Genomic DNA, 25,470 nt, shown 5'->3' on the forward strand with positions numbered 1-25,470 from the left:
CCCACATGACGACGACTCCCTCCCGCGGCCGGCGCCGCGCCCCCTCCCGCATCGAGCGGGCGGCGGGCAAGGCCGCGGCGCTGCAGAAACCGCGTGTCATCCTCGCCCTGCTGCTCCTGCTCGCGCTGACCAGCGTGATGCTGCTGGACGGCTACCTGCGCGCCGAGGTCGGCGGCGACCAGCGCGTGCGCACCGGGGCCAGCGCCAGCAAGGTGCCCGACGACGTCCTCGAGGGCGGTCCGATCCTCACCTTCCGGGGCGGGCAGGCCACCACGGTCTCGGTGCCGGACAAGACGATCGCGCTCACCTTCGACGACGGTCCCAACCCGACCTGGACGCCGCAGGTGCTGCAGATCCTCGAGGAGTACGACGTGCCCGCCACGTTCTTCGTGGTCGGCTCGATGGTCTCGCGCTACCCGGGCATCGTGAAGGACATGGTCGAGCAGGGCAACGAGGTGGGCATCCACACCTTCACCCACGTCGACCTCTCCTACCAGAGCGACGCCCGCGTCGACCGCGAGATGCAGCAGACCCAGCTCGCGCTGGCGGGCGCGGCCGGCATCACCACCACGCTGTTCCGCGCGCCGTACTCCTCGGAGACGGACGCCATCGACAACTACAGCTGGCCCGTCTACCAGAGGCTCGGCGAGGACGGCTACACCAGCGTCTTCATCGACACCGACAGCGACGACTGGAAGCGGCCGGGCGTCTCGAAGATCATCAAGTGGGCCACGCCGGAGGACGGCGAGGGCGCGTCGGTGCTCTTCCACGACGCGGGCGGCGAGCGTTCGCAGACCATCAAGGCGCTGCCCACCTACATCGAGAAGATGAAGGCGGCCGGGTACACCTTCACCACCATCAGCGGGGTGATGCAGGAGGAGAACCCGGCTGCCGGCGCCGCGCCGTCCGGCCAGGAGCAGCCGGCGGGCGTCGCCGAGACGGGAGTCGCCGGAACGACCGGCGAACAGCCCGGCACCGCGTCGAACGACCAGGGTGACGCCGCCAGCGGTACCGGCGACCGGCTCCAGGCCGCGCACCGCGAGGCCACCGGGGTGACCCTGTACGAGGGCAAGGCCCTGGTCGCGGCGGTGGCCGTCGCGGAGTGGACGGTCCCGACGCTCTCGGTCGGGCTCATGATCGTGGGCGTGGCCGTCATGGGCCGTTTCGGGATGATGCTGGTCCTCGCCCGCCGCCACTACCGCAAGCGCAACAAACGGCGCTTCAGCTGGGGACCGACCGTCACCCGGCCGGTGAGCGTGATCGTCCCGGCGTACAACGAGAAGGAGTGCATCGCCAACACCCTGGAGTCGCTGTCGAAGAGCACCCACCCGATCGAGGTCATCGTGGTGGACGACGGCTCGACGGACGGGACGTCGGAGATCGCCCGCGCCGCGGCCGACAAGCTCGGCATGAGGCACGTGCGCGTCGTCCGCCAGGAGAACGCCGGCAAACCCGCCGCCCTCAACAACGGCGTGCGCAGCGCCGGTCACGACATCGTCGTGATGATGGACGGCGACACCGTCTTCGAGCCCGAGACGGTACGGCACCTGGTGCAGCCCTTCGCCGATCCGAAGGTCGGCGCGGTCGCCGGCAACGCCAAGGTCGGCAACCGCAACACGATCATCGGTGCCTGGCAGCACATCGAGTACGTGATGGGCTTCAACCTCGACCGCCGTATGTACGACCTGCTGCGCTGCATGCCGACCATCCCGGGGGCCATCGGCGCCTTCCGCAGGGACGCCGTCCTGGAGGTCGGCGGCATGAGCGAGGACACGCTCGCCGAGGACACCGACATCACCATCGCCATGCACCGGGCGGGCTGGCAGGTCGTCTACCAGGAGCACGCCAAGGCCTGGACGGAGGCGCCGGGCTCCCTGAAGCAGCTGTGGTCCCAGCGCTACCGCTGGTCCTACGGCACCATGCAGGCGCTGTGGAAGCACCGAAAGTCCCTCACGGACAAGGGTCCTTCGGGCCGCTTCGGCCGCGTCGGCATGCCGCTGGTCGTCCTCTTCCAGATCGTCACGCCGGTCTTCGCCCCGCTCATCGACGTGTTCACCGCCTACTCGATGATCTTCATCGACTTCACGGCGGCCCTGCTGGCGTGGCTGGCGGTGCTCGGAGTCCAGCTCGTCTGCGCGGCGTACGCCTTCCGCCTCGACCGCGAGAAGTACCGCTACCTGCTGATGATGCCGCTCCAGCAGCTCGCCTACCGGCAGATGATGTACCTCGTCCTCATCCACTCCTGCATCACCGCCCTCACCGGCGGCCGCCTCCGCTGGCAGAAGCTGAAGCGGACCGGCGAGGTGGGCACTCCGGCCGGGGTGGGGTGATGGGGGCGCACAGCAAGGGGGCGGTGCGGCCGCCCGCCCGGGCGGGCCGGGCCGCCGCCCCGGCCGCCCCCTCGGACACGGCCCCGCTGCCGCAGGTGCGACCCGCGGCGCGCGACCGCTACTTCGACACGCTCCGCGCCCTCGCGCTGGTCCGCGTCGTCGCCTACCACACCTTCGGCTGGGCCTGGGCCGGGCTCGTCTTCCCCTCCATGGGGATCATGTTCGGCCTGGCCGGCACCCTGATGGCGAAGTCCCTGGAGCGCCCCGCGCTCGGGGTGGTGAGGAGCAGGCTCCGCCGGCTCCTGCCCCCGTTCTGGTTCTGGGGCGTCTTCGTGGTCGTGGCGATGCTGATCCACGACTGGATGCCGGGCTGGCAGATCGTGTACTGGATCGTCCCGCTGGGCGACCCCCCGGGCAACGCCTGGGGCCAGGAGGCCTGGGAGATCCTCTGGTACCTGCGCACGTACCTCTGGTTCGTCCTGCTCTCCCCGCTCCTGCTGCGGGTGTTCCGCCTCGCCCCCGTCCCCGTGCTCCTCCTCACCCTCGCCCCGATCCTGGTCCTCACCTTCGCGTGGGCCGGCCCGGACAACCGCTTCGGCGTCGCCCTGTGGGACCTGTCGACGTACCTCTTCTGCTGGATGCTCGGCTTCGCCCACCGCGACGGCGTCCTCCAGCGGATGAAGCCGGCCCCGGTGGTCGTCCTCTCGCTCGCCGCGATGGCCTACGGCGGCTGGTACGCCCTCGCCCACCAGGCCGAGTTCGGCACCTACGACCTGGACGAGGACCCCCTCGCGCAGGCCTTCTGGTCGGCCGGCTTCGTGCTGCTGCTGATGTGGGCGAAGGCGTACTTCCGGATCGACTTCGCCTGGCTCACCCGCTTCCGGCGCGCCGACCGGATCGTCACCGTCTTCAACGCGCGCGCGGTGACGATCTACCTCTGGCACGAGATCGCCCTGATCCTGGCGATCCCGCTGATCGACCGCCTCTGGGACGTGCCCGCGTTCGAGAGGTACCTGCCACTGGAGAGCCAGTGGTTCATGTTCGGCGTCGGCTGGCTGCTGATCGCGGTGTTCGTTCTGCTGTGCGGCTGGGTCGAGGACGTGGCGGCACGGAAGAGGCCGAGGCTCCTGCCGTGAGCCGGTGAGGCGCGGGCTGCCACAATGGTCGGGTGACCCGCGCTTCCCTGAACAAGCAGCCGCACGAAGTCGCCTCGATGTTCGACGACGTGGCGGAACGGTACGACCTGACGAACGACGTCCTCTCGCTCGGCCAGGACCGGAGGTGGCGCAAGGAGGTCGCCCGGGCGGTCGACGCCCGTCCCGCGCAGAAGGTCCTGGACCTGGCGGCCGGTACGGCCACCTCCTCGCTGCCCTTCGCGCAGACCGGCGCCTACGTCGTCCCCTGCGACTTCTCGCTCGGCATGCTCCAGGTCGGCAAGCGGAAGCACACCTGGCTGCCGTTCACCGCGGGCGACGCGACGCGGCTGCCGTTCAAGGACGACACCTTCGACGCCGTCACCATCTCCTTCGGCCTGCGCAACGTGCAGGACTTCGACGCGGCCCTGCGCGAGATGCACCGGGTGACGCGGCCCGGCGGACGGGTCGTGATCTGCGAGTTCTCGCACCCGACCTGGGCGCCCTTCCGCACCGTCTACACCGAGTACCTGATGCGTGCCCTGCCGCCGGTCGCGCGCGCGGTGTCCTCGAACCCCGACGCGTACGTCTACCTCGCCGAGTCCATCCGCGCCTGGCCCGACCAGCCCGCCCTGGCCGAGCACCTGCGCAAGGCCGGCTGGTCGAAGGTCGCCTGGCGCAACCTCACCGGCGGTGTCGTGGCCCTGCACCGGGCGTTCAAGGAGAGCTGAGCGGCCGGGCCCTGCACCGGGCTTTTCAAGGAGAGCTGAGCAGCCGGGCCCTGCACCGGGCTTCAAGAGAGCTGAGCGGCCGGCCCTCCGCGCCCGCACGGGGGTGGGCGGCGGCTAGCCGGTCATCGTCTCGAAGGCGTCGCCCGGCCGGTCCAGCTCGCGCTCCAGCCCGCCGCCGCCCGGTCTCGGCACGCGCGGCTCGCGTACGCCCGCGCCTCCGCCGCCCTCGCCCTCGGCGAAGTCGAACCACACGGTGACGACCGCGCCGCGCGGCACCTCGGCACCGGGCGGCGGGTACTGCCGTACGACGTAGTCGACGACGGTGCGGTGGAAGTCGGGCCGGTCGGGTGCGGCCAGCAGCACTCCTTCTGCCGTGGCCGTGTCGCGCGCGTCCATGGCCATGAGGCCGACGAGTTTCGGCACGCGCACTTCGGGTGTTTTTGGCCGTATGAGCACAGATGTCACCCCCAGCGGTACCGGAAGGGTAACCGCCCGGGGGTGGCGTCCGGAAGCGTCCGGTGTCTATCCGTGACAATCGGCCTGCTGCCGACTACGCGGCGTCACCGATCTGGAGGTCGAGGCGGTAACAGTGGCCTTCCCGCCGGGACTCGGGCGTCGTGAAGACCTCGGCCAGCCGCATGCCCAGCCGCCGGGTGACCGCGATGGAGCGGGCGTTGCGCGCGTCGACCATCGCCACCACGCCCGGCACTCCGGCCGCCCGGACCCGCTCCACCGTCATCCGCGCCGCCGCCGTGACGTACCCCTGGCCCCAGTGCTCCCGGCCCAGCCGCCAGCCGATCTCGATCTCGCCGGTCGGACCCCAGTCCCGCTCCCACGGCTGGGCGCCCGTGAACCCGATGACCCGCCCCGACTCGTCGAGCATGGTCCACAGGCAGAAGCCGCGCTCCGCGTCGTGCCGGCGCTGGCGGGCGGTGAGTTCCTCGTAGACGGACAGTCCCGCGGACCTGCCGCCGTGGAACTCCATGACGTCCGGGTGGTCGAACACCCGGTGCCACGCGACCGCGTCCTCGTCCGTGGGGACGCGCAGCCGTACTACGGGGAGTACTCGGTTCACGGGGGCAGCCCTTCAGCCGGGTGATCAATTCTGCTGAATAGACTGCCCATGTCCAGTGCCGGTCGGCACGCAGATGTCGAACTTGGGGAGATCCCGCCGTGACCGTCGTGACTGAGCCCCCCTCCGAGAACACCGCCGATGTGATCGTCGTCGGGGCGGGGCCGGCCGGCTCCACGACGGCGTACCACCTCGCCAAGGCCGGACTCGACGTACTCCTGCTCGAGAAGACCGAGTTCCCGCGCGAGAAGGTCTGCGGCGACGGCCTCACCCCGCGCGCGGTCAAGCAGCTCGTCGCGATGGGCATCGACATCTCCGAGGAGGCCGGCTGGCTGCGCAACAAGGGCCTGCGCATCATCGGCGGCGGCGTCCGCCTCCAGCTGGACTGGCCGGATCTCGCCTCCTTCCCCGACTACGGACTCGTCCGCAAGCGCGACGACTTCGACGAGCAGCTGGCGCGCCAGGCGCAGAAGGCGGGCGCCCGGCTCCACGAGCGCTGCAACGTCGGCGCCCCGATCATCGACGACCGCACCGGCCGCATCACCGGCGTGCACGCCAAACTGGGCGAGGAGAAGCGCGAGGTCACCTTCCACGCCCCGCTCGTGGTCGCCGCCGACGGCAACTCCACCCGGCTGTCCCTGGCGATGGGCCTGCACCGCCGCGAGGACCGCCCGATGGGCGTCGCGGTGCGCACCTACTTCACCTCCCCGCGCCACGAGGACGACTACCTGGAGTCCTGGCTGGAGCTCTGGGACCGGCGTGGCCCCGGCGAGGACCGCCTGCTGCCCGGCTACGGCTGGATCTTCGGCATGGGCGACGGCACCTCCAACGTCGGCCTGGGCGTCCTCAACACCTCCGACTCCTTCAAGGAACTCGACTGGCGCGAGGTCCTGAAGGCCTGGTGCGCCTCCATGCCGGAGGACTGGGGTTACACGCCGGAGAACATGACCGGCCCGATCCGCGGCGCCGCCCTGCCCATGGCCTTCAACCGCAAGCCCCACTACACCAAGGGCCTGCTGCTGGTCGGCGACGCCGGCGGCCTGGTGAACCCCTTCAACGGCGAGGGCATCGCCTACGCCATGGAGTCCGGGCAGATCGCCGCCGACGTCATCGTCCAGGCCCACGCCCGCTCGACGCCCGCGGGACGCGAACTGGCCCTCCAGCGCTACCCGCAGGTCCTCGCGGACACCTACGGCGGCTACTACACGCTGGGCCGCGCCTTCGTGAAGCTCATCGGCAACCCGAAGGTCATGAAGATCGCGACCCAGCGCGGCCTGACGCACCCCCTGCTGATGAAGTTCACCCTGAAACTGCTCGCGAACCTCACGGACCCGACGGGCGGCGACGCGATGGACCGCATCATCAACGGCCTGAGCAAGGTGGCACCGAAGGCGTGACCGCGCCGGGGCGGGCGTGACCGTCGCGGGCAGGCGTGACCCTCCCGGTTGGGCTTGGCCGTCCGGGGTTGGCGTGGCAGTCCGGGGTTGGCGTGGCCGTCCGGGGCTGGCGTGGCCCTCCCGGGTGGGCGTGACCGTCTCGGGGCTGGCGTGGCCGTCTCGGGGCTGGCGTGGCTGTCTCGGGCTGGCGTGGCCGTCCCGGGTGGGCGTGGCCGTCTCGGGGCTGGCGTGGCCGTCTCGGGGCTGGCGTGGCTGTCTCGGGGCTGGCGTGGCTGTCTCGGGGCTGGCGTGGCTGTCTCGGGCTGGCGTGGCCCTCCCGGGTGGGCGTGGCCGTTCCGGACGGGCTTGGTGGAAAAACGGGCGTGACCGTTCCGGGCGGATGTGGCCGTCCTGGGCGGACCTGGTTGTCCCGGGCGGGCTTGGCCGTCTCGGGCGGGCCGGGCCGTACCGGTGGGGCGGACGGCCGCCGCAGGGTGGACGACCGCCCGGTCGGGCGGTGACAGCTCCGGGCGGGGCACTGAGGGCCTTTGCCGGGCGGTGCGGCGCGGGGGCGGGCGGTGAGGGCTCCCTGCGGGCGGTGAGGGCTCCCTGCGGGCGGTGTGGGCCTCTGCCGGGCGGCTTGGTGCGGGCCGGGCGGTGAGGGCTTGCCGCGGGCGGCTTGGCCGCGGGGCACGCGGTGGGGGTCCCTGCCGGGCGGCCCGGCGCGCGAAGACCTCAGGGCGCGTCCGGATGGACGCGCCCGTTGCGGTGGTGGTCCGGCAGCCTCCGGCCGGCCGGAGCGAGTGTTCCCAGCGCTGGACTGACGGTGTGTCCGACATGTCGGATACCGTCGTCGTCCGGGCGCTCGCGAACGAACAGGCTCAGGCCGACGCCGACTCGGTTCGCGCCGAGGCCGGCGCCCCGCCTTCGACGGCGCCCCGCCCTCGGCCGCGTACGGGCCTCGGCGGCGTGCAGGGAGCCGAGGAGTTCCGGCTCGGGCAGCGCGAAGGGCCGCTGCCCCCGAGCGGCTGCGGCCCTTCGACGTCTGGTCTCGCGGCGGCGTCAGAGCACGCGCACCGCACCCGAGGCCGGGTAGCCGGACAGGTCCTGGATGACGACGCCCTTGGAGGGGTTGGCCGCGTCCAGGTACTGGCCGTCGCCGATGTACACGCCCACGTGGTACGCGGATCCCTTGCCGCCCCAGTAGAGGATGTCACCCACCTGGAGGTTGGACAGGGAGACGTCGGTGCCGACCATCGACTGGTCCTGCGAGACGCGCGGCAGGTCGATGTTGACCTGCTTGAACGCGGCCTGGACCAGGCTGGAGCAGTCCCACGCGTTGGGGCCGGTGGCGCCCATGACGTACGCGTCGCCCAGCTGGGCCTTGAGGAAGGAGATGACCGTCGCGACGCTGCCGCTGGCGGGAGCGGAGGCGGTCGTGGTGGTGGAGAGGGTGGTGCGCTCCGCGGCACGGGAGGCAGCGGCTTCGGCGGCCGCCTTGCGCGCCTCCTCGGCCTTCTTCTTCGCCTCGGCCTTCTTGGCGGCGGCGAGGTCCTTCTTGGCCTCCGCGGCCGCCGCGGCGGCGGCCGCGTCGCGCTCGGCCTCCAGCTGGTAGTTCGCCGCGGCCAGCTGCGTGGCCTCGGCGGACTGGGCGACCTGGGCGGCCAGGTCACCCGTGAGCACGGGCAGTTCGAGCGTCTGCGTCACCGGCTCGGCGGCGTTGGCCGTACCCGCCGCGGTGGCGGCGGCCAGCGTGCCGAGGACACCACTGGCGACTCCGGCCCGCATCGCGATCGTCGACGCGCTGCGGCGGGGCTTCCGGTGGCTGCGTATGTGAGCGGTGTGGGACATGGGTACAACCGGTACCAGGGGCTCCTTCATACCTTCAAGAAACGTGTGCTGCGCCACAATTGCTCAACGGAACCCCCGAAAACCTTGCTCAGCGCCCTTCCCTGACGACGTAACGGACATTGCGGACGCACGTGATCAAGCCTGTGATCATGGGCTTTCGTTGTTACGTCCGGATTGCCCCGCGCTTACCACTGGTGAGGACCGTTGGCCAAGCCCGGCTCTTGGGCACCCCGGTCGAATGTGGCGGAGGTCACGGAACGGTCACCGGTGTCCCCGCGTCACGCGCGATCGGAACAACCGGTTCCGCTCGTGAACGCGTGCACGCGTCCACACCCGGCCCGCCGGCTCCTTCTGATGTGTGAACGCGTCCTCTATCAGGGCCCCGCGTCCAGGGCCAATTTGCATGCGTAGGAAGTTTCTTGATATGGAGACGCCCCTCGCGGCCTGCGATGACGAGCGAAAATGTCGCCTCTTGTGATCACTCTGACGCTTCACGTACGAAGATCACTGCTGATATGACTTCATGATCCTTCGTCAGGTGGTGGAGATCACAAAGCTTGTGCAATACCCCGTGTCGCAGATCACAGAGCGGCGGGCATAAGATGCGAGGCAGTTGGGCTTGTGACCTGCTTCACATGTTCGCGATCTTCGCCCGGGACCAGCGGGGCTCGCGAGTCCTGTGAGACGGAAGTGAGTCCACCCATCGCCAGCAGTCAGTGCCGACTGAGAGGAGCGAGGAGCGGTGAACGCGTATGCGCCCATCCTCGTACTGGGAGCCCTCGGGGCAGGCTTTGCGATCTTCTCCGTGGTCATGGCCACGCTGATCGGGCCGAAGCGGTACAACCGCGCCAAGCTCGAGGCCTATGAATGCGGAATCGAGCCGACCCCCACGCCGGCCGGCGGCGGGCGTTTCCCCATCAAGTACTACCTGACGGCGATGCTCTTCATCGTCTTCGACATCGAGATCGTCTTCCTCTACCCCTGGGCCGTCACCTTCGACGCCCTGGGGCTTTTCGGGCTCGTGGAGATGCTGCTCTTCGTGCTCACCGTCTTCGTCGCCTACGCGTACGTGTGGCGGCGCGGCGGCCTGGAATGGGACTGAGGGGCCTTTAGTCATGGGACTCGAAGAAAAGCTGCCGAGCGGCTTCCTGCTGACCACCGTCGAGCAGGCCGCGGGCTGGGTGCGCAAGGCGTCCGTCTTCCCCGCCACGTTCGGCCTCGCCTGCTGCGCCATCGAGATGATGACCACCGGCGCCGGCCGCTACGACCTGGCGCGCTTCGGCATGGAGGTCTTCCGCGGTTCGCCCCGCCAGGCGGACCTGATGATCGTCGCGGGCCGGGTCAGCCAGAAGATGGCGCCGGTGCTCCGGCAGGTCTACGACCAGATGCCGAACCCCAAGTGGGTGATCTCCATGGGCGTCTGCGCGTCCTCGGGCGGCATGTTCAACAACTACGCGATCGTCCAGGGCGTCGACCACATCGTCCCCGTCGACATCTACCTGCCCGGCTGCCCGCCGCGCCCGGAGATGCTGATGGACGCGATCCTCAAGCTCCACCAGAAGATCCAGAGCTCCAAGCTGGGCGTGAACGCCGAGGAGGCGGCCCGCGAGGCGGAGGAAGCGGCGCTGAAGGCCCTGCCCACGATCGAGATGAAGGGGCTGCTGCGGTGAGCGACGCGAACGGCACCGGCGCAGGGGCCGAGGGGACCAACCCCGAGAAGGACCTCTCCGCCTCCAACCTCCCCGGACAGCGCGGCGAGGGCGGGGAGGAGATCCGCGTCCAGCGCGGCATGTTCGGCGCCGACAACGGCGGCGACACCTCCGGCTACGGCGGCCTGGTCCGCTCCGTCCGGCTCCCGGGGCCCGCCGCCCGGCCGTACGGCGGCTGGTTCGACGAGGTCGCCGACGAACTCGAGGGCGCGCTGGAGGAGCAGGGACTCCTCCCCGGCAACGCGATCGAGAAGACGGTCGTCGACCGCGGCGAGATCACCTTCCACATCGAACGCGAGCACCTCCTCCGCGTCGCCCGCACCCTGCGCGACGACCCGGCCCTGCGCTTCGAACTGTGCACCGGCGTCAGCGGCGTCCACTACCCGAACGACAAGGGCCGCGAGCTGCACGCCGTCTACCACCTGCGCTCGATCACCCACAACCGGCTGATCCGCCTCGAGGTCAGCGCCCCGGACACGGACCGCCGCATCCCGTCCCTGGTCTCCGTCTACCCGACCAACGACTGGCACGAGCGCGAGACCTACGACTTCTTCGGGATCGTCTTCGACGGCCACCCGGCCCTGACGCGGATCATGATGCCGGACGACTGGCAGGGCCATCCGCAGCGCAAGGACTACCCCCTCGGCGGCATCCCCGTCGAGTACAAGGGCGCCCAGATCCCGGCTCCGGACCAGCGGAGGTCGTACTCGTGAGCACGCAGTCAGCATCCGCACGTGAGACCACCGAGGGCACCGTCTACACGGTCACCGGTGGCGACTGGGACGAGGTCGTCCAGTCCGCGGCCCGCGCCGACGACGAGCGCATCGTCGTCAACATGGGTCCCCAGCACCCCTCAACCCACGGGGTGCTGCGCCTGATCCTGGAGATCGAGGGCGAGACGGTCACCGAGGCCCGATGCGGCATCGGCTACCTCCACACGGGCATCGAGAAGAACCTCGAGTACCGCACGTGGACGCAGGGCACCACGTTCGTGACGCGCATGGACTACCTGACGTCCTTCTTCAACGAGACCGCCTACTGCCTCGCCGTCGAGAAGCTCCTCGGCATCGAGGACCAGATCACCGAGCGAGCCAAGATCATCCGAGTGCTCCTGATGGAGCTGAACCGGATGTCCTCGCACCTGGTCTGCATCGCCACCGGCGGCATGGAACTGGGCGCCACCACGATCATGATCTACGGATTCCGTGATCGTGAAATGATTCTCGACATCTACGAGCTCATCACGGGCCTGCGGATGAACCACGCGTACATCCGCCCCGGCGGACTCGCCCAGGACCTGCCGCCCGGCGCGGTGGACCAGATCCGCGAGTTCGTGAAGAAGATGAAGAAGAACCTCCCGGAGTACGACAAGCTCGCCACCGGGAACCCCATCTTCAAGGCCCGCATGCAGGACATCGGCTACCTCGACCTGGCCGGCTGCATGGCGCTCGGCGCCACCGGCCCGATCCTGCGCTCCACCGGCCTGCCCCACGACCTGCGCAAGGCGCAGCCGTACTGCGACTACGAGACGTACGACTTCGACGTCCCGACCACGGACTCCTGCGACGCCTACGGCCGCTTCCTGGTCCGGCTCGAGGAGATGCGCCAGTCCCTGCGGATCGTCGAGCAGTGCCTGGACCGGCTGCAGCCCGGCCCGGTCATGGTCGCCGACAGGAAGATCGCCTGGCCCGCCCAGCTCGCCCTGGGCCCGGACGGCCTCGGCAACTCCCTCGACCACATCAAGAAGATCATGGGCACCTCCATGGAGGCCCTGATCCACCACTTCAAGCTGGTCACCGAGGGCTTCCGCGTCCCGCCGGGACAGGCCTACGCGGCCGTCGAGTCGCCCAAGGGCGAGCTCGGGGTGCACGCCGTGTCCGACGGCGGCACCCGTCCCTACCGGGTCCACTTCCGCGACCCGTCCTTCACCAACCTGCAGGCCATGGCGGCGATGTGCGAGGGCGGCCAGGTCGCCGACGTCATCGTCGCCGTCGCGTCCATCGACCCCGTGATGGGAGGCGTCGACCGGTGACCACCTCTTCTTCGGAGCGCGGCGTCAGCCTCGGCATGCCCGAGCTGCCCGCGCCCGCCTACCCGGACGACGTCCGAGCCCGGCTCGAGCGGGACGCGCGCGAGATCATCGCCCGCTACCCCGACTCCCGGTCCGCCCTCCTGCCGTTGCTGCACCTGGTGCAGTCGGAGGAGGGACACGTCACGCGCACCGGGATGCGGTTCTGCGCGGACGTCCTCGGCCTGACCACCGCCGAGGTCACCGCGGTCGCCACCTTCTACACCATGTACCGGCGCCGGCCGAGCGGCGACTACCAGGTGGGCGTCTGCACCAACACGCTCTGCGCGGTGATGGGCGGCGACGCGATCTTCGAGTCGCTCCAGGAGTACCTCGGCGTCGGCAACGGCGAGACCACCGACGACGGCAAGGTCACCCTCGAGCACATCGAGTGCAACGCGGCCTGCGACTTCGCGCCGGTCGTGATGGTCAACTGGGAGTTCTTCGACAACCAGACCGTGGAGAGCGCGAAGCGCCTGGTGGACGACCTGCGATCCGGTCGTACGGTCTCGCCCACGCGCGGGGCGCCGCTGTGCACGTTCAAGGAGACCGCCCGGATCCTGGCGGGCTTCCCCGACGAGCGCGAGGGCGCCGTCGAGGCGAGCGGCAGCGCGGGACCGGCGTCGCTGGTCGGACTCCGCCTGGCGAAGGGGGAGAGCGGACCCGCGCGCGTGGTCCACCCACGCGACGGGGGACCGCACGAGGAAGCGCAGGACAGGGCCGTGCACAAGCCGTCGCCGGCCGACCACCTCAGTTCGCACGACGCGCCTCAGGACACATCGGCCTCCGACCCAGCCCACCCCGCAGGGCCTACCGCCGAGGAGGGGGAGTGATGACCTTGGCAACCGAGCTGAAGGACACCAGCCCCGAGAAGCTGCTCTCGCCCGTGCTGTCGGCCTTCTGGGACGAGGACGAGTCCTGGACGCTCGACGTGTACCGGCGGCACGAGGGGTACGAGGGGCTCCGCAAGGCGCTCGCCATGTCGCCCGACGACCTGATCGCGTACGTCAAGGAATCAGGTCTGCGCGGACGCGGCGGCGCCGGATTCCCGACGGGCATGAAGTGGCAGTTCATCCCGCAGGGTGATGGAAAACCGCACTATCTGGTTGTCAACGCCGACGAGTCGGAGCCGGGAACCTGCAAGGACATCCCGCTCCTCTTCGCGAACCCGCACAGCCTCATCGAGGGCATCGTCATCGCGTGCTACGCCATCAGGTCGTCGCATGCCTTCATCTATCTGCGGGGTGAGGTCGTCCCCGTGTTGCGGCGGCTGCACTCGGCCGTGCGCGAGGCCTACGCGGCGGGCTACCTCGGCGAGAACATCCTGGGCAGCGGCCTCGACCTCGAACTCACCGTGCACGCGGGCGCGGGCGCGTACATCTGCGGTGAGGAGACCGCGCTGCTGGACTCGCTCGAAGGCCGCCGTGGTCAACCGCGGCTGCGTCCCCCCTTCCCTGCTGTCGCGGGCCTCTACGCGTGCCCGACTGTGGTGAACAACGTCGAGTCGATCGCGTCGGTTCCCGCGATCCTGAACAACGGCAAGGAATGGTTCAGGTCGATGGGCAGCGAGAAGTCCCCGGGCTTCACGCTGTACTCGCTCAGCGGCCACGTCGCCAGCCCCGGCCAGTACGAGGCCCCGCTCGGCATCACCCTCCGTCAGCTCCTCGAGATGAGCGGCGGGATGCGACCGGGCCACCGCCTCAAGTTCTGGACGCCGGGCGGGTCCTCCACACCGATGTTCACCGACGAGCACCTCGACGTCCCCCTTGATTACGAAGGAGTGGGGGCCGCGGGTTCCATGCTCGGCACGAAAGCCCTCCAGTGCTTCGACGAGACGACCTGCGTCGTGCGTGCCGTCACCCGCTGGACCGAGTTCTACGCCCACGAGTCCTGCGGCAAGTGCACGCCGTGCCGCGAAGGCACGTACTGGCTCGTGCAGTTGCTGCGCGACATCGAGGCCGGCAAGGGCGTCATGTCCGACCTCGACAAGCTCAACGACATCGCCGACAACATCAACGGCAAGTCCTTCTGCGCCCTCGGCGACGGTGCCGCCTCGCCGATCTTCTCCTCGCTGAAGTACTTCCGCGAGGAGTACGAGCAGCACATCACGGGCCGCGGCTGCCCCTTCGACCCGGCCAAGTCGACGGCCTGGGCCGACCGCACGGAGGTGAACGCATGACCGTGACCACCAACGCTCCCGCCGGTGGGGGAGAGGCGGCGGTCCCGCCGGAGGATCTCGTCACGCTGACCATCGACGGCGCCGAGATCAGCGTGCCCAAGGGCACGCTGGTCATCCGGGCCGCCGAGCAGCTCGGCATCGAGATCCCGCGCTTTTGCGACCATCCCCTCCTCGACCCGGCCGGCGCCTGCCGCCAGTGCATCGTCGAGGTCGAGGGTCAGCGCAAGCCCATGGCGTCCTGCACGATCACGTGCACGGACGGAATGGTGGTGAAGACCCACCTCACCTCGCCGGTCGCCGAGAAGGCCCAGCACGGTGTGATGGAGCTGCTCCTCATCAACCACCCGCTGGACTGCCCGGTCTGCGACAAGGGCGGCGAGTGCCCCCTGCAGAACCAGGCGATGTCGCACGGAAACGCCGAGTCCCGCTTCGAGGGCAGGAAGCGGACGTACGAGAAGCCCGTCCCCATCTCCACGCAGGTGCTGCTCGACCGGGAGCGGTGCGTGCTGTGCGCCCGCTGCACCCGCTTCTCCAACCAGGTCGCGGGCGACCCGATGATCGAGCTGATCGAGCGGGGCGCGCTCCAGCAGGTCGGCACCGGTGAGGGCGACCCCTTCGAGTCGTACTTCTCCGGCAACACCATCCAGATCTGCCCGGTCGGCGCACTGACGTCGGCGGCGTACCGGTTCCGCTCCCGGCCCTTCGACCTGATCTCCTCGCCCTCGGTGTGCGAGCACTGCTCCGGAGGCTGCGCCACGCGCACCGACCACCGGCGGGGCAAGGTCATGCGGCGCCTCGCCGCGGACGACCCCGAGGTCAACGAGGAGTGGATCTGCGACAAGGGGCGGTTCGCGTTCCGGTACGCGCAGCAGCGCGACCGGCTCCAGACACCGCTCGTGCGCGACGCCGAAGGCGCGCTCGTCCCGGCGTCCTGGCCGGAGGCGTTGCAGATCGCGGCCCAGGGGCTGCTCGCCTCACGCGGCAGGACCGGTGTCCTCACGGGCGGCCGCCTCACCATCGAGGACGCCTACGCGTACAGCAAGTTCGCGCGGGTGGCCCTCGACACCAACGACATCGACTTCCGCGCGCGTGTGCACAGCAGTGAGGAGGCCGACTTCCTGGCGGCGAGGGTGGCCGGACACGGCCTTGACCTCGACGGTGCGGGCGTCACCTACACCTCCCTGGAGAAGGCGCCCGCCGTCCTGCTGGCCGGGTTCGAGTCCGAGGAGGAGGCGCCCGGCGTCTTCCTGCGGCTGCGCAAGGCCTGGCGCAAGCACGGGCAGAAGGTGTTCTCGCTGGCCACGCACGCCACCCGAGGTCTGGAGAAGGCGGGCGGCACGCTGCTGCCGGCCGCTCCGGGCACCGAGACCGAGTGGCTGGACGCGCTGTCCTCCGGCGTCGGTCTCGACGAGGCGGGCAGCGTGGCCGCGGAGGCGCTGCGCGCCGAGGGCGCGGTGATCGTCGTGGGCGAGCGGCTGGCCGCCGTGGCCGGCGGGCTCACCTCCGCCGTACGGGCCGCGGCCGCGACCGGCGCCGATCTCGTGTGGATTCCGCGCCGGGCCGGAGAGCGGGGCGCGATCGAGGCCGGTGCGCTGCCGGCGCTGCTGCCGGGCGGACGCCCGTCGACGGACCCCCGCGCGCGGGAGGAGGTCGCGGCCGCCTGGGGTCTCGCGGAACTCCCGCACCGCCACGGCCGTGACACCGGGCAGATCATCGAGGCCGCCGTGGGCGGTGAGCTGCAGGCGCTGCTCGTCGCCGGCGTGGAGGTCGCCGACCTGCCCGACCCGGCACGCGCGCGTGAGGCGCTCGCGGAGGTCGGCTTCGTGGTGTCGCTGGAGCTGCGGCCCACCGAGATCACCGAACACGCCGACGTCGTCCTGCCCGTGGCCGCGGTCGCCGAGAAGGCCGGCGCCTTCCTCAACTGGGAGGGCCGGGTGCGCTTCTTCGAGGCCGCGCTCAAGCCCGACCAGATGACCCGCCGCCTCGCGCCGTCCGACGCGCGCGTGCTGCAGATGCTGGCCGACGCCATGGACGTCCACCTGGGACTGCCGGACCTGCGCACCGCGCGCGCGGAGCTGGACCGGCTCGGCGCCTGGGACGGGCCGCGGGCCACCGACCCGCTGGAGAGCGCCGGCGTCCTGCCGCGGCCCGCCGCCGGGGAGGCCGTGCTCGCCGGGCACCGGCTGCTGCTCGACCAGGGAGTCCTCCAGCAGGGCGACGAGGCGCTCGCCGGAACACGGCACGCCGCCCACGCGCGCGTGTCCGCCGCCACGGCCGCCGAAGCCGGCGTCGAGGACGGCGAGGTCCTCGCCGTGACCGGCACCGCCGGGACGGTCGAACTCCCCCTCCGGATCACCGAGATGCCCGACCGGGTCGTGTGGCTCCCGCTGAACTCCGTGGGCGGGGGCGTCGCCTCCGACACCGGCGCCCGGCCCGGTTCCCTCGTCCGCATCGGCCCGGCGACGCTCGCCGCCGAAGCCCCCCAGGAGGTGGAGGCATGAGCCCGTACCTCGCCGCTGAAGACCTCTCGATGTTCGGCCGCGACCCGTGGTGGCTGGTCCTCGTCAAGGCCGTCTTCTGCTTCGCCTTCCTGATGGTGACCGTGCTCTTCTCCATCGTCTGGGAGCGCAAGGTCGTCGCCTGGATGCAGCTGCGCATCGGCCCCAACCGGCACGGCCCCTGGGGCATGCTCCAGTCGCTCGCCGACGGCGTGAAGCTGATGCTGAAGGAAGACATCATCGTCAAACGCGCGGACAAGGTCGTCTACGTCCTCGCACCGATCGTCGCGGCCATCCCGGCCTTCATGGCGATCGCGGTGATCCCCTTCGGGCCGGCCGGCAACGAGATCTCGATCTTCGGCCAGCGCACCACGATGCAGCTCACCGACCTGCCGATCGCGATGCTGTACATCCTCGCGGTGGCCTCGGTCGGCATCTACGGCATCGTGCTGGCGGGCTGGAGCTCCGGATCCACCTACCCGCTGCTGGGCGGTCTGCGCTCCTGCGCGCAGATGATCTCCTACGAGATCGCGATGGGCGCCGCGTTCGCCTCGGTGTTCCTCTACTCCGGGTCGATGTCGACGTCGACGATCGTCGAGCAGCAGCAGGACCGCTGGTACATCCTCCTGCTGCCGGTCTCCTTCATCCTCTACATCGTCACCATGGTCGGCGAGACCAACCGCGCCCCCTTCGACATGCCGGAGTCCGAGGGCGACCTGGTCGGCGGCTTCAACACCGAGTACTCGTCGATCAAGTTCGCGATGTTCATGCTCGCCGAGTACGTGAACATGGTGACGGTCTCGGCCGTGTCGGTGACGCTGTTCCTCGGCGGCTGGCGGGCTCCCTGGCCGGTCAGCACCTTCTGGGAGGGCGCGAACCACGGCTGGTGGCCGATGCTCTGGTTCACCGTCAAGGTGCAGTTGCTGCTGTTCTTCTTCATCTGGCTGCGCGGCACGCTCCCGCGCGTGCGCTACGACCAGCTGATGAAGCTCGGCTGGAAGGTGCTCATCCCGGTCTCGGTGACGTGGCTGATGCTCGTCGCGACCGTGCGGGCCCTGCGCAACGAGAACTACGACTTCGCCGACATCGCCCTCTACGTCGGCGGGGCGGTCCTGGTCCTGCTGCTGCTCTCCTTCATCGCGGACATGTTCCGCGACCGCGGCAAGCAGGCAGAGGCCCCCGCCGAGCCCGCCGGCTTCGACCCGATGGCGGGCGGGTTCCCCGTGCCGCCGCTGCCGGGTCAGGAGCTGCCGCCGGTCCCGAGGCGCCGCCCGCGCCGGGAGCGGGAGCTCATTGTCAGTGGCGGGCCCGATACTCAGAGTGACGGATCTCTGGATGGAAAGGAGGCGTCCGATGGCTGAGGAGCCCCAGGAGACCAAGCCCGGTTTCCAGAACCCCGTGGCCGGCTTCGGCGTGACCTTCAAGGCCATGTTCAAGAAGCGGCTGACCGAGCAGTACCCGGAGCAGAAGAAGACCACGGCTCCGCGGTTCCACGGACGGCACCAGCTCAACCGCCATCCGGACGGCCTGGAGAAGTGCGTCGGCTGCGAGCTGTGCGCCTGGGCCTGCCCCGCCGACGCCATCTACGTCGAGGGCGCGGACAACACCGACGAGGAGCGCTACTCGCCGGGCGAGCGGTACGGGCGCGTCTACCAGATCAACTACGCCCGCTGCATCCTGTGCGGACTGTGCATCGAGGCGTGCCCCACGCGCGCGTTGACCATGACCAACGAGTTCGAGCTCGCCGACTCCAGCCGCGCCAACCTGATCTACACCAAGGAGCAGCTGCTGGCCGGCCTCGAGGAGGGCATGGTCGACACGCCGCACGCCATCTACCCCGGGACGGACGAGCAGGACTACTACCGGGGACTGGTGACGGAGGCCGCGCCGGGCACCGAGCGGCAGGTCGCCGTCTCCAAGGGCGAGGCCCCGCAGGAGGCCGCCTCCACCTTCGGTGCGGGCGAGCCCGCCTCCGAGGAGGTGATCGGCCGATGAGCGCGCAGCTCGCCGCCTACTCCACCTCCACCGGCGAGGCGTTCCAGTTCTGGGTGCTGGGGACCGTCGCGGTGATCGGCGCCCTGTGCACCGTCTTCATGAAGAGGGCCGTGCACAGCGCGCTCTGCCTCGCCGGCACGATGATCATCCTGGCGGTGTTCTACCTCGCCAACGGCGCCTACTTCCTGGGCATCGTGCAGATCGTCGTCTACACCGGCGCGATCATGATGCTGTTCCTGTTCGTGGTGATGCTCGTCGGTGTCACCGCGGCGGACTCGCTGAAGGAGACCATCAAGGGCCAGCGCTGGCTCGCCCTGCTGTGCGGCCTCGGCTTCGGCGTCCTGCTGGTCGCCGGCATCGGCAACGCCTCCCTGACGGAGTTCAACGGCCTCGCCGAGGCCAACGCGGGCGGGAACGTGGAGGGCCTCGCGGCCCTCATCTTCTCCAAGTACGTCTTCGCCTTCGAGATCACCGGCGCCCTGCTCATCACGGCCGCCGTCGGCGCCATGGTGCTCACCCACCGCGAGCGCACCGAGCGGGCCAGGACCCAGCGGGAGCTGGCCGAGCAGCGCATCCGCGAGGGCAAGCACGTCCCGCCGCTGCCGGCGCCCGGCGTGTACGCGCGGCACAACGCCGTGGACATCGCGGGCCTGCTGCCCGACGGCACCCCGTCGGAGCTCACCGTCAGCAAGACGCTGCGTGAGCGCGGCCAGATCCGTGACGTGTCCGCCGAGGCGCTCAACGACCTCAAGGCGCTGGAGCAGCGCGCGGAGGAGCGCCTGGAGCGGGCCGCGATCGAGCCGCCCCTCTTCAAGCGGAAGTCCCGGCGGACCGAGGAGGCGTCGAAGTGAACCCGGTCAACTACCTGTACCTCGCCGCCCTGTTGTTCACGATCGGCGCGACGGGCGTGCTGATCCGGCGCAACGCGATCGTCGTGTTCATGTGCATCGAGCTGATGCTCAACGCCTGCAACCTCGCGCTCGTCGCCTTCTCCCGGATGCACGGCAATCTCGACGGCCAGATCATCGCCTTCTTCACGATGGTCGTCGCCGCCGCGGAGGTCGTGGTCGGACTCGCGATCATCGTGTCGCTGTTCCGTTCCCGCCACTCGGCCTCGGTCGACGACGCCAGCCTGATGAAGCTGTAAGGGGTCGGAAGAATCGTGGAGAACCTGATTGCGCTGCTGGTCGCGGCGCCCTTGCTCGGAGCGGCCGTCCTTCTGGTCGGCGGCCGCCGGCTCGACGCCGTCGGCCACTGGATCGGCACGCTGCTCGCGGCCGTCTCCTTCGTGCTCGGCCTCGTCCTCTTCGCCGGCCTGCTCGGCAGGGACGCCGCCGACCGCACGCTGACCCAGCACCTGTTCAGCTGGATCCCGGTCGAGGGCTTCCAGGCGGACGTGGCCTTCCGCGTCGACCAGTTGTCGATGACGTTCGTGCTGCTGATCACGGGCGTCGGCTCGCTGATCCACCTGTACTCGGTCGGGTACATGGAGCACGACGAGCGGCGCCGCCGCTTCTTCGGCTACCTGAACCTGTTCCTCGCGGCGATGCTGCTGCTCGTCCTCGCCGACAACTACCTGCTGCTGTACGTCGGCTGGGAGGGCGTCGGCCTCGCCTCCTACCTCCTCATCGGCTTCTGGCAGCACAAGCCCAGCGCCGCCACCGCCGCGAAGAAGGCCTTCCTGGTCAACCGCGTCGGCGACATGGGCCTGTCGATCGCCATCATGCTGATGTTCACCACCTTCGGCACCTTCGCCTTCGGCCCGCTGCTCGGCACGCGCGAGGAGGCCGGGCTCGCGGGTGACGCGACCGAGGGCCAGCTCACGGCGATCGGCCTGATGCTGCTGCTCGCGGCGTGCGGCAAGTCCGCACAGGTGCCGCTGCAGTCCTGGCTCGGGGACGCGATGGAGGGCCCGACCCCGGTCTCGGCCCTCATCCACGCGGCGACGATGGTGACCGCGGGCGTGTACCTGATCGTCCGCTCCGCGGCGATCTTCAACGCCGCACCCGACGCGCAGCTCGTCGTCACGATCGTCGGCGCGGTCACGCTCCTGTTCGGTGCGATCGTCGGTTGCGCGAAGGACGACATCAAGAAGGCGCTGGCCGGCTCGACCATGTCGCAGATCGGCTACATGGTGCTGGCCGCGGGCCTCGGCCCCATCGGCTACGCCTTCGCGATCATGCACCTGGTGACGCACGGCTTCTTCAAGGCCGGGCTGTTCCTCGGCGCCGGCTCGGTCATGCACGGCATGAACGACGAGGTCGACATGCGCAAGTACGGCGGTCTGCGCAAGTACATGCCGATCACCTTCGTCACCTTCGGTCTCGGCTACCTCGCCATCATCGGTTTCCCGGGCCTGTCCGGCTTCTTCTCCAAGGACAAGATCATCGAGGCGGCGTTCGCCAAGGGCGGCACCGAGGGCTGGATCCTCGGCGGCTGCGCGCTGCTGGGCGCGGCCATCACGGCGTACTACATGACACGCGTGATGCTGATGACGTTCTTCGGCGAGGAGCGCTGGCGGAACCAGCCCACCCGCTCCCCGGAGGCGCCGAGCGCCGAGCCCGCGGCCCAGCACCACGGCGAGACGGCGTCTGGTCATGTCGCTGCCGCGACGGGCGAGCCGCACCCGCACGAGTCGCCCAAGGTCATGACGATCCCGATGATCGTGCTGGCCGTCGGGTCGGTCTTCGCCGGCGCCTTCTTCGGCATCGGCGAGCGTTTCGTGCACTGGCTGGAGCCGGTCACCGGGTACGAGCACGGGCACCCGCCGGTCAGCGCCCTGACGGTCACGCTGTCCACGGTCGCCGTGATGGTCCTGGGCGTCGCGCTCGCCTACGCGCAGTACGGCCGTCGCCCCGTCCCGGTCGTCGCCCCGCGCGGGTCGCTCCTCACCCGGGCCGCCCGGCGCGACCTGCTCCAGGACGACTTCAACCACGTCGTCCTGGTCCGCGGCGGCGAGCACCTGACGCGGTCCCTGGTCTACGTCGACCACACCCTGGTCGACGGCGTCGTCAACGGCACGGCGGCCTCGGTCGGCGGCCTCTCCGGCCGCATGCGCAAGTTCCAGAACGGCTTCGCGCGGTCGTACGCGGTCTCGATGTTCGGCGGTGCGGCGGTCCTCATCGCCGCGACCCTGCTGATGAGGGCGGTCTGATACCGATGTCCTTTCCTCTCCTGACAGCGACGGCGGCGCTCCCCGCGATCGGGGCGATCGCCACGGCCGCCGTCCCGGCCGCGCGACGCAACGCCGCCAAATCGCTGGCGCTGTTCTTCTCGCTCGCCACGCTCGCCCTGGCGGTCGTCGTACTGGTCCGCTTCGACCCCGGCGGCGACCGCTACCAGCTCACCGAATCCCACTCCTGGATCAAGGACTTCGGGGTCAGGTACGAGCTGGGCGTCGACGGCATCGCGGTGGCGCTCATCGCGCTCACGGCGCTGCTGATCCCGTTCATCATCCTCGCGGGCTGGCACGACGCCGACCCGCTGGAGACCGGCAGCAAGCGGTGGCGGCCGACACAGGGCTTCTTCGCCCTGATCCTGGCCGTCGAGGCGATGGTGATCCTCTCCTTCGAGGCCACCGACGTCTTCCTCTTCTACATCTTCTTCGAAGCCATGCTCATCCCGATGTACTTCCTCATCGGAGGCTTCGGGGACCGCGCCCACGAGCACGGTGAGGAGACGGCGTCCACGCAGCGGTCCTACGCGGCCGTGAAGTTCCTGCTCTACAACCTGGCCGGCGGTCTGATCATGCTGGCCGCGGTGATCGGGCTGTACGTGGTCGCCGGGAACTTCTCGCTCACGGAGATCGCCGAGGCCCGGGCCAACGGTTCGCTCGACATGGCGACGGACACCGAACGCTGGCTGTTCCTGGGCTTCTTCTTCGCCTTCGCGGTGAAGGCGCCGCTGTGGCCGCTGCACACCTGGCTGCCCAACGCCATGCAGGAGTCCACCGCCCCGGTCGCCGTCCTCATCACGGCGGTCGTCGACAAGGTGGGCACCTTCGCGATGCTCCGCTTCTGCCTGCAGCTCTTCCCGGAGGCGAGCAAGTGGGCCACGCCCGCCATCCTCGTCCTGGCGCTGATCAGCATCATCTACGGGGCGCTGCTCGCCGTCGGACAGCGGGACATCAAGCGGCTGGTGGCGTACGCGTCGATCTCGCACTTCGGCTTCATCATCCTGGGCATCTTCGCGATGACCAGCCAGGGCCAGTCGGGCGCGACGCTCTACATGGTCAACCACGGGATCTCGACGGCGGCGCTGATGCTGGTCGCCGGATTCCTGATCTCGCGGCGCGGCTCGCGGCTCATCGCCGACTACGGCGGTGTGCAGAAGGTCGCGCCCGTGCTCGCCGGCACCTTCCTGATCGGCGGCCTGGCGACGCTGTCGCTGCCCGGTCTCGCGCCGTTCGTGAGCGAGTTCCTGGTCCTGGTCGGCACGTTCGCGCGCTATCCGGTGATCGGCATCATCGCCACCTTCGGCATCGTGCTGGCCGCGCTCTACACCCTCGTCCTCTACCAGAGGACGATGACGGGCCCGGTGAAACCCGAGGTCTCGACGATGCCGGACCTCCGCGTGCGTGAGCTCGTGGTCGTGGCCCCGCTGATCGTGCTGCTGATCTTCCTGGGCGTCTACCCGAAGCCCGTCACGGACATCGTCGACCCGGCGGTCAAGCACACCCTGTCCGACGTACAGAAGAAGGACCCCCAGCCCGAGGTGGAGGCGGCCAAGTGAGCACAGCAGTCGTCCACAGCCTGTGGACAACCGCGGCCGACCCGGTCTCGAAGATCGACGCGCCGAAGATCGAATACGCACAGCTGTCGCCCACCCTGATCGTCGTGGGAGCGGCGATCGTCGGGATCATGGTCGAGGCGTCCGTGCCGCGAAAGCACCGCTACTACGCCCAGCTCTTCGTCTCCGTCGTCGCCTTGGCCGCGGCCTTCGCGGCGGTCGTGGCGCTGGCGGCGGACGGGTACGGCACCACCAAGGCGCGCATCGCGGCGATGGGCGCGATCGCCGTCGACGGTCCGGCCCTGTTCCTCCAGGGCACCATCCTGCTGGCCGCCCTGGTCGGCCTGTTCACCTTCGCCGAACGGCGGCTCGACCCGCAGGCGCACGGCAACCACGTCGACTCCTTCGCCGCTCAGGCCGCCTCCGTGCCGGGCAGCGACAGCGAGAAGGCCGCGGTCAAGGCCGGGTTCACCACCACCGAGGTCTTCCCGCTGCTGCTCTTCGCGGTCGCGGGCATGCTGATCTTCCCGTCGGCCAACGACCTGCTGACCCTCTTCATCGCCCTGGAAGTCTTCTCGCTGCCGCTGTACCTGCTGTGCGCGCTGGCCCGCCGCAAGCGGCTCATGTCGCAGGAGGCCGCGGTCAAGTACTTCCTGCTCGGCGCCTTCGCCTCCGCCTTCACCCTGTTCGGCATCGCCCTGCTCTACGGCTACTCCGGCTCGGTGTCGTACGCGACGATCGCCCAGGTCGTCGACGGCACGGTCACGAACGTGAGCCCGGCGCTCGCCGACACCATGGGCAACGACGCGCTGCTGCTGGTCGGCGCCGCGATGATCGTCATGGGCCTGCTGTTCAAGGTGGGCGCTGTCCCGTTCCACATGTGGACGCCCGACGTCTACCAGGGCGCGCCCACGCCGGTCACCGGCTTCATGGCCGCGGCGACCAAGGTGGCCGCCTTCGGCGCGCTGCTGCGGATCCTGTACGTCGTCCTGCCCGGCCTGCGCTGGGACTGGCGGCCGGTCATGTGGGGCGTCGCGGTCATCACCATGCTGGGCGGCGCCATCATCGCGATCACGCAGACCGACATCAAGCGGCTGCTGGCGTACTCGTCCATCGCGCACGCCGGCTTCATCCTCGCGGGCGTCATCGCGACCACACCGGACGGCGTCTCGTCCGTCCTCTTCTACCTCCTGGCGTACTCCTTCGTGACGATCGGCGCGTTCGCCGTGGTGACGCTGGTGCGGGACGCCGGGGGTGAGGCGACCCACCTGTCCAAGTGGGCCGGGCTGGGCCGTCGCTCACCGCTGGTGGCGGCCGTGTTCGCGGTGTTCCTGCTGGCTTTCGCGGGCATCCCGCTGACCTCCGGGTTCGCCGGGAAGTTCGCCGTGTTCAAGGCGGCGGCCGAGGGCGGTGCGGCACCGCTGGTCGTGGTCGGTGTGATCTCCTCGGCGATCGCGGCGTTCTTCTACGTCCGCGTGATCGTGCTGATGTTCTTCAGCGAGCCGCGGCCCGAGGGCCCGACCGTCGCGGTGCCGTCACCGCTGACGACGACGGCGATCGGCGTGGGCGTGGCGGTCACGCTGGTGCTCGGTGTGGCGCCGCAGTACTTCCTCGACCTGGCGAGCCAGGCAGGGGTCTTCGTGCGCTGACCCGGCGGTGCCGGTGCGCCGGCCTGCGGTGCCCCAGGGCGGGCCCCGGCTCCTCGGAGGGAGCCGGGGCCTTCGCCGTGACGCGGCCGGGTCACGGCGGCCGGTCACCGAGTGTCACCGGATCGAGCCTGTGGACAACTCCGGGCGATGT

At 70.1% G+C, this 25,470-nt stretch carries 21 protein-coding genes; 18 read left to right on the plus strand and 3 right to left on the minus strand.

Translation table 11 applies throughout. From position 1 onward, the window contains the following. Positions 1-5: 5 nt before the first annotated feature. Genes ACIHAR_RS28710 through ACIHAR_RS28720 form a run of 3 tightly spaced genes read left to right on the plus strand, consistent with a single transcriptional unit; the run spans position 6 to position 4,194 of the window. A complete protein-coding gene (locus ACIHAR_RS28710; RefSeq protein ID WP_400022514.1) occupies positions 6-2,330 on the plus strand; it encodes a bifunctional polysaccharide deacetylase/glycosyltransferase family 2 protein in 2,325 nt (774 codons plus the stop codon). Then, on the plus strand, positions 2,330-3,466 hold the full coding sequence (locus tag ACIHAR_RS28715; protein WP_400022515.1) for an acyltransferase: 1,137 nt from the start codon (positions 2,330-2,332) through the stop codon (positions 3,464-3,466). The genes ACIHAR_RS28710 and ACIHAR_RS28715 overlap by 1 nt, the downstream gene beginning before the upstream one ends. Positions 3,467-3,498: 32 nt before the next feature. Continuing rightward, positions 3,499-4,194 (plus strand): demethylmenaquinone methyltransferase, encoded by a 696-nt coding sequence (locus ACIHAR_RS28720; protein ID WP_365460745.1) that lies wholly within the window; start codon positions 3,499-3,501, stop codon positions 4,192-4,194. Between the two features lie 114 nt (positions 4,195-4,308). Here the strand turns inward: ACIHAR_RS28720 and ACIHAR_RS28725 are convergent, their stop codons facing one another. Then, positions 4,309-4,623: a PASTA domain-containing protein gene (locus ACIHAR_RS28725; protein WP_365460747.1), complete on the minus strand. Its 315-nt coding sequence runs from the start codon at positions 4,621-4,623 to the stop codon at positions 4,309-4,311. Positions 4,624-4,744: 121 nt separating this feature from the next. Then, complete coding sequence (locus ACIHAR_RS28730) at positions 4,745-5,269, minus strand: GNAT family N-acetyltransferase (RefSeq protein ID WP_400022516.1); 525 nt, start codon at positions 5,267-5,269, stop codon at positions 4,745-4,747. A 98-nt stretch (positions 5,270-5,367) separates the two neighbouring features. On the opposite strand from ACIHAR_RS28730, the gene ACIHAR_RS28735 reads away from it, so the two are divergent. Then, entirely contained in the window at positions 5,368-6,663 is a 1,296-nt protein-coding gene (locus tag ACIHAR_RS28735; RefSeq protein WP_400022517.1) for a geranylgeranyl reductase family protein, read from the plus strand. A 1,041-nt stretch (positions 6,664-7,704) separates the two neighbouring features. On the opposite strand, the gene ACIHAR_RS28740 is transcribed toward ACIHAR_RS28735, so the two are convergent. Continuing rightward, complete coding sequence (locus tag ACIHAR_RS28740; protein WP_400022518.1) at positions 7,705-8,523, minus strand: C40 family peptidase; 819 nt, start codon at positions 8,521-8,523, stop codon at positions 7,705-7,707. Between the two features lie 712 nt (positions 8,524-9,235). Here ACIHAR_RS28740 and ACIHAR_RS28745 point away from each other — a divergent pair. Genes ACIHAR_RS28745 through nuoN form a run of 14 tightly spaced genes read left to right on the plus strand, consistent with a single transcriptional unit; the run spans position 9,236 to position 25,319 of the window. Further along, the gene (locus tag ACIHAR_RS28745) at positions 9,236-9,595 is read left to right on the plus strand and encodes an NADH-quinone oxidoreductase subunit A (protein WP_030494815.1); all 360 of its coding nucleotides are present in this window, start codon (positions 9,236-9,238) and stop codon (positions 9,593-9,595) included. Positions 9,596-9,608: 13 nt separating this feature from the next. Further along, entirely contained in the window at positions 9,609-10,163 is a 555-nt protein-coding gene (locus tag ACIHAR_RS28750; RefSeq protein ID WP_007383964.1) for an NADH-quinone oxidoreductase subunit B family protein, read from the plus strand. Further along, positions 10,160-10,915: an NADH-quinone oxidoreductase subunit C gene (locus tag ACIHAR_RS28755; RefSeq protein ID WP_365460753.1), complete on the plus strand. Its 756-nt coding sequence runs from the start codon at positions 10,160-10,162 to the stop codon at positions 10,913-10,915. Before ACIHAR_RS28750 ends, ACIHAR_RS28755 begins: the two co-directional genes overlap by 4 nt. Beyond that, a complete protein-coding gene (locus tag ACIHAR_RS28760; RefSeq protein WP_365460755.1) occupies positions 10,912-12,234 on the plus strand; it encodes an NADH-quinone oxidoreductase subunit D in 1,323 nt (440 codons plus the stop codon). Before ACIHAR_RS28755 ends, ACIHAR_RS28760 begins: the two co-directional genes overlap by 4 nt. After that, complete coding sequence (nuoE, locus tag ACIHAR_RS28765) at positions 12,231-13,103, plus strand: NADH-quinone oxidoreductase subunit NuoE (RefSeq protein ID WP_365460757.1); 873 nt, start codon at positions 12,231-12,233, stop codon at positions 13,101-13,103. Before ACIHAR_RS28760 ends, nuoE begins: the two co-directional genes overlap by 4 nt. Further along, complete coding sequence (nuoF, locus tag ACIHAR_RS28770; protein WP_400022519.1) at positions 13,103-14,449, plus strand: NADH-quinone oxidoreductase subunit NuoF; 1,347 nt, start codon at positions 13,103-13,105, stop codon at positions 14,447-14,449. The genes nuoE and nuoF overlap by 1 nt, the downstream gene beginning before the upstream one ends. Then, complete coding sequence (locus ACIHAR_RS28775) at positions 14,446-16,950, plus strand: NADH-quinone oxidoreductase subunit G (protein WP_400022520.1); 2,505 nt, start codon at positions 14,446-14,448, stop codon at positions 16,948-16,950. The genes nuoF and ACIHAR_RS28775 overlap by 4 nt, the downstream gene beginning before the upstream one ends. Next, positions 16,947-18,308, plus strand: coding sequence for an NADH-quinone oxidoreductase subunit NuoH (nuoH, locus tag ACIHAR_RS28780; RefSeq protein ID WP_365460763.1), 1,362 nt, complete (start codon positions 16,947-16,949; stop codon positions 18,306-18,308). Before ACIHAR_RS28775 ends, nuoH begins: the two co-directional genes overlap by 4 nt. Continuing rightward, a complete protein-coding gene (gene nuoI / locus ACIHAR_RS28785) occupies positions 18,301-18,942 on the plus strand; it encodes an NADH-quinone oxidoreductase subunit NuoI (protein ID WP_365460765.1) in 642 nt (213 codons plus the stop codon). The genes nuoH and nuoI overlap by 8 nt, the downstream gene beginning before the upstream one ends. Beyond that, on the plus strand, positions 18,939-19,793 hold the full coding sequence (locus ACIHAR_RS28790; protein ID WP_365460767.1) for an NADH-quinone oxidoreductase subunit J: 855 nt from the start codon (positions 18,939-18,941) through the stop codon (positions 19,791-19,793). Before nuoI ends, ACIHAR_RS28790 begins: the two co-directional genes overlap by 4 nt. Then, complete coding sequence (nuoK, locus tag ACIHAR_RS28795) at positions 19,790-20,089, plus strand: NADH-quinone oxidoreductase subunit NuoK (protein ID WP_019756142.1); 300 nt, start codon at positions 19,790-19,792, stop codon at positions 20,087-20,089. Before ACIHAR_RS28790 ends, nuoK begins: the two co-directional genes overlap by 4 nt. Before the next feature lie 15 nt (positions 20,090-20,104). Then, on the plus strand, positions 20,105-22,096 hold the full coding sequence (gene nuoL, locus ACIHAR_RS28800) for an NADH-quinone oxidoreductase subunit L (RefSeq protein WP_400022521.1): 1,992 nt from the start codon (positions 20,105-20,107) through the stop codon (positions 22,094-22,096). A gap of 5 nt (positions 22,097-22,101) precedes the next feature. Beyond that, complete coding sequence (locus ACIHAR_RS28805; RefSeq protein WP_365460771.1) at positions 22,102-23,673, plus strand: NADH-quinone oxidoreductase subunit M; 1,572 nt, start codon at positions 22,102-22,104, stop codon at positions 23,671-23,673. Next, a complete protein-coding gene (gene nuoN / locus ACIHAR_RS28810; RefSeq protein WP_365460773.1) occupies positions 23,670-25,319 on the plus strand; it encodes an NADH-quinone oxidoreductase subunit NuoN in 1,650 nt (549 codons plus the stop codon). Before ACIHAR_RS28805 ends, nuoN begins: the two co-directional genes overlap by 4 nt. Positions 25,320-25,470: the final 151 nt, after the last annotated feature.

The organism is Streptomyces sp. NPDC052016 (assembly GCF_044548445.1).
Taxonomy (GTDB): Bacteria; Actinomycetota; Actinomycetes; order Streptomycetales; family Streptomycetaceae; genus Streptomyces.

What these genes read in the sequence shown, in the direction of transcription:
- ACIHAR_RS28710 (WP_400022514.1), top strand. Translation starts at nt 6, where the DNA reads ATGACGACGACTCCCTCCCGCGGCCGGCGCCGCGCCCCCTCCCGCATC.
- ACIHAR_RS28715 (WP_400022515.1), top strand. Translation starts at nt 2,330, where the DNA reads ATGGGGGCGCACAGCAAGGGGGCGGTGCGGCCGCCCGCCCGGGCGGGC.
- ACIHAR_RS28740 (WP_400022518.1), bottom strand. Translation starts at nt 8,523, where the DNA reads ATGAAGGAGCCCCTGGTACCGGTTGTACCCATGTCCCACACCGCTCAC.
- ACIHAR_RS28750 (WP_007383964.1), top strand. Translation starts at nt 9,609, where the DNA reads ATGGGACTCGAAGAAAAGCTGCCGAGCGGCTTCCTGCTGACCACCGTC.
- nuoF (WP_400022519.1), top strand. Translation starts at nt 13,103, where the DNA reads ATGACCTTGGCAACCGAGCTGAAGGACACCAGCCCCGAGAAGCTGCTC.
- ACIHAR_RS28775 (WP_400022520.1), top strand. Translation starts at nt 14,446, where the DNA reads ATGACCGTGACCACCAACGCTCCCGCCGGTGGGGGAGAGGCGGCGGTC.
- nuoH (WP_365460763.1), top strand. Translation starts at nt 16,947, where the DNA reads ATGAGCCCGTACCTCGCCGCTGAAGACCTCTCGATGTTCGGCCGCGAC.
- nuoI (WP_365460765.1), top strand. Translation starts at nt 18,301, where the DNA reads ATGGCTGAGGAGCCCCAGGAGACCAAGCCCGGTTTCCAGAACCCCGTG.
- ACIHAR_RS28790 (WP_365460767.1), top strand. Translation starts at nt 18,939, where the DNA reads ATGAGCGCGCAGCTCGCCGCCTACTCCACCTCCACCGGCGAGGCGTTC.
- ACIHAR_RS28805 (WP_365460771.1), top strand. Translation starts at nt 22,102, where the DNA reads ATGTCCTTTCCTCTCCTGACAGCGACGGCGGCGCTCCCCGCGATCGGG.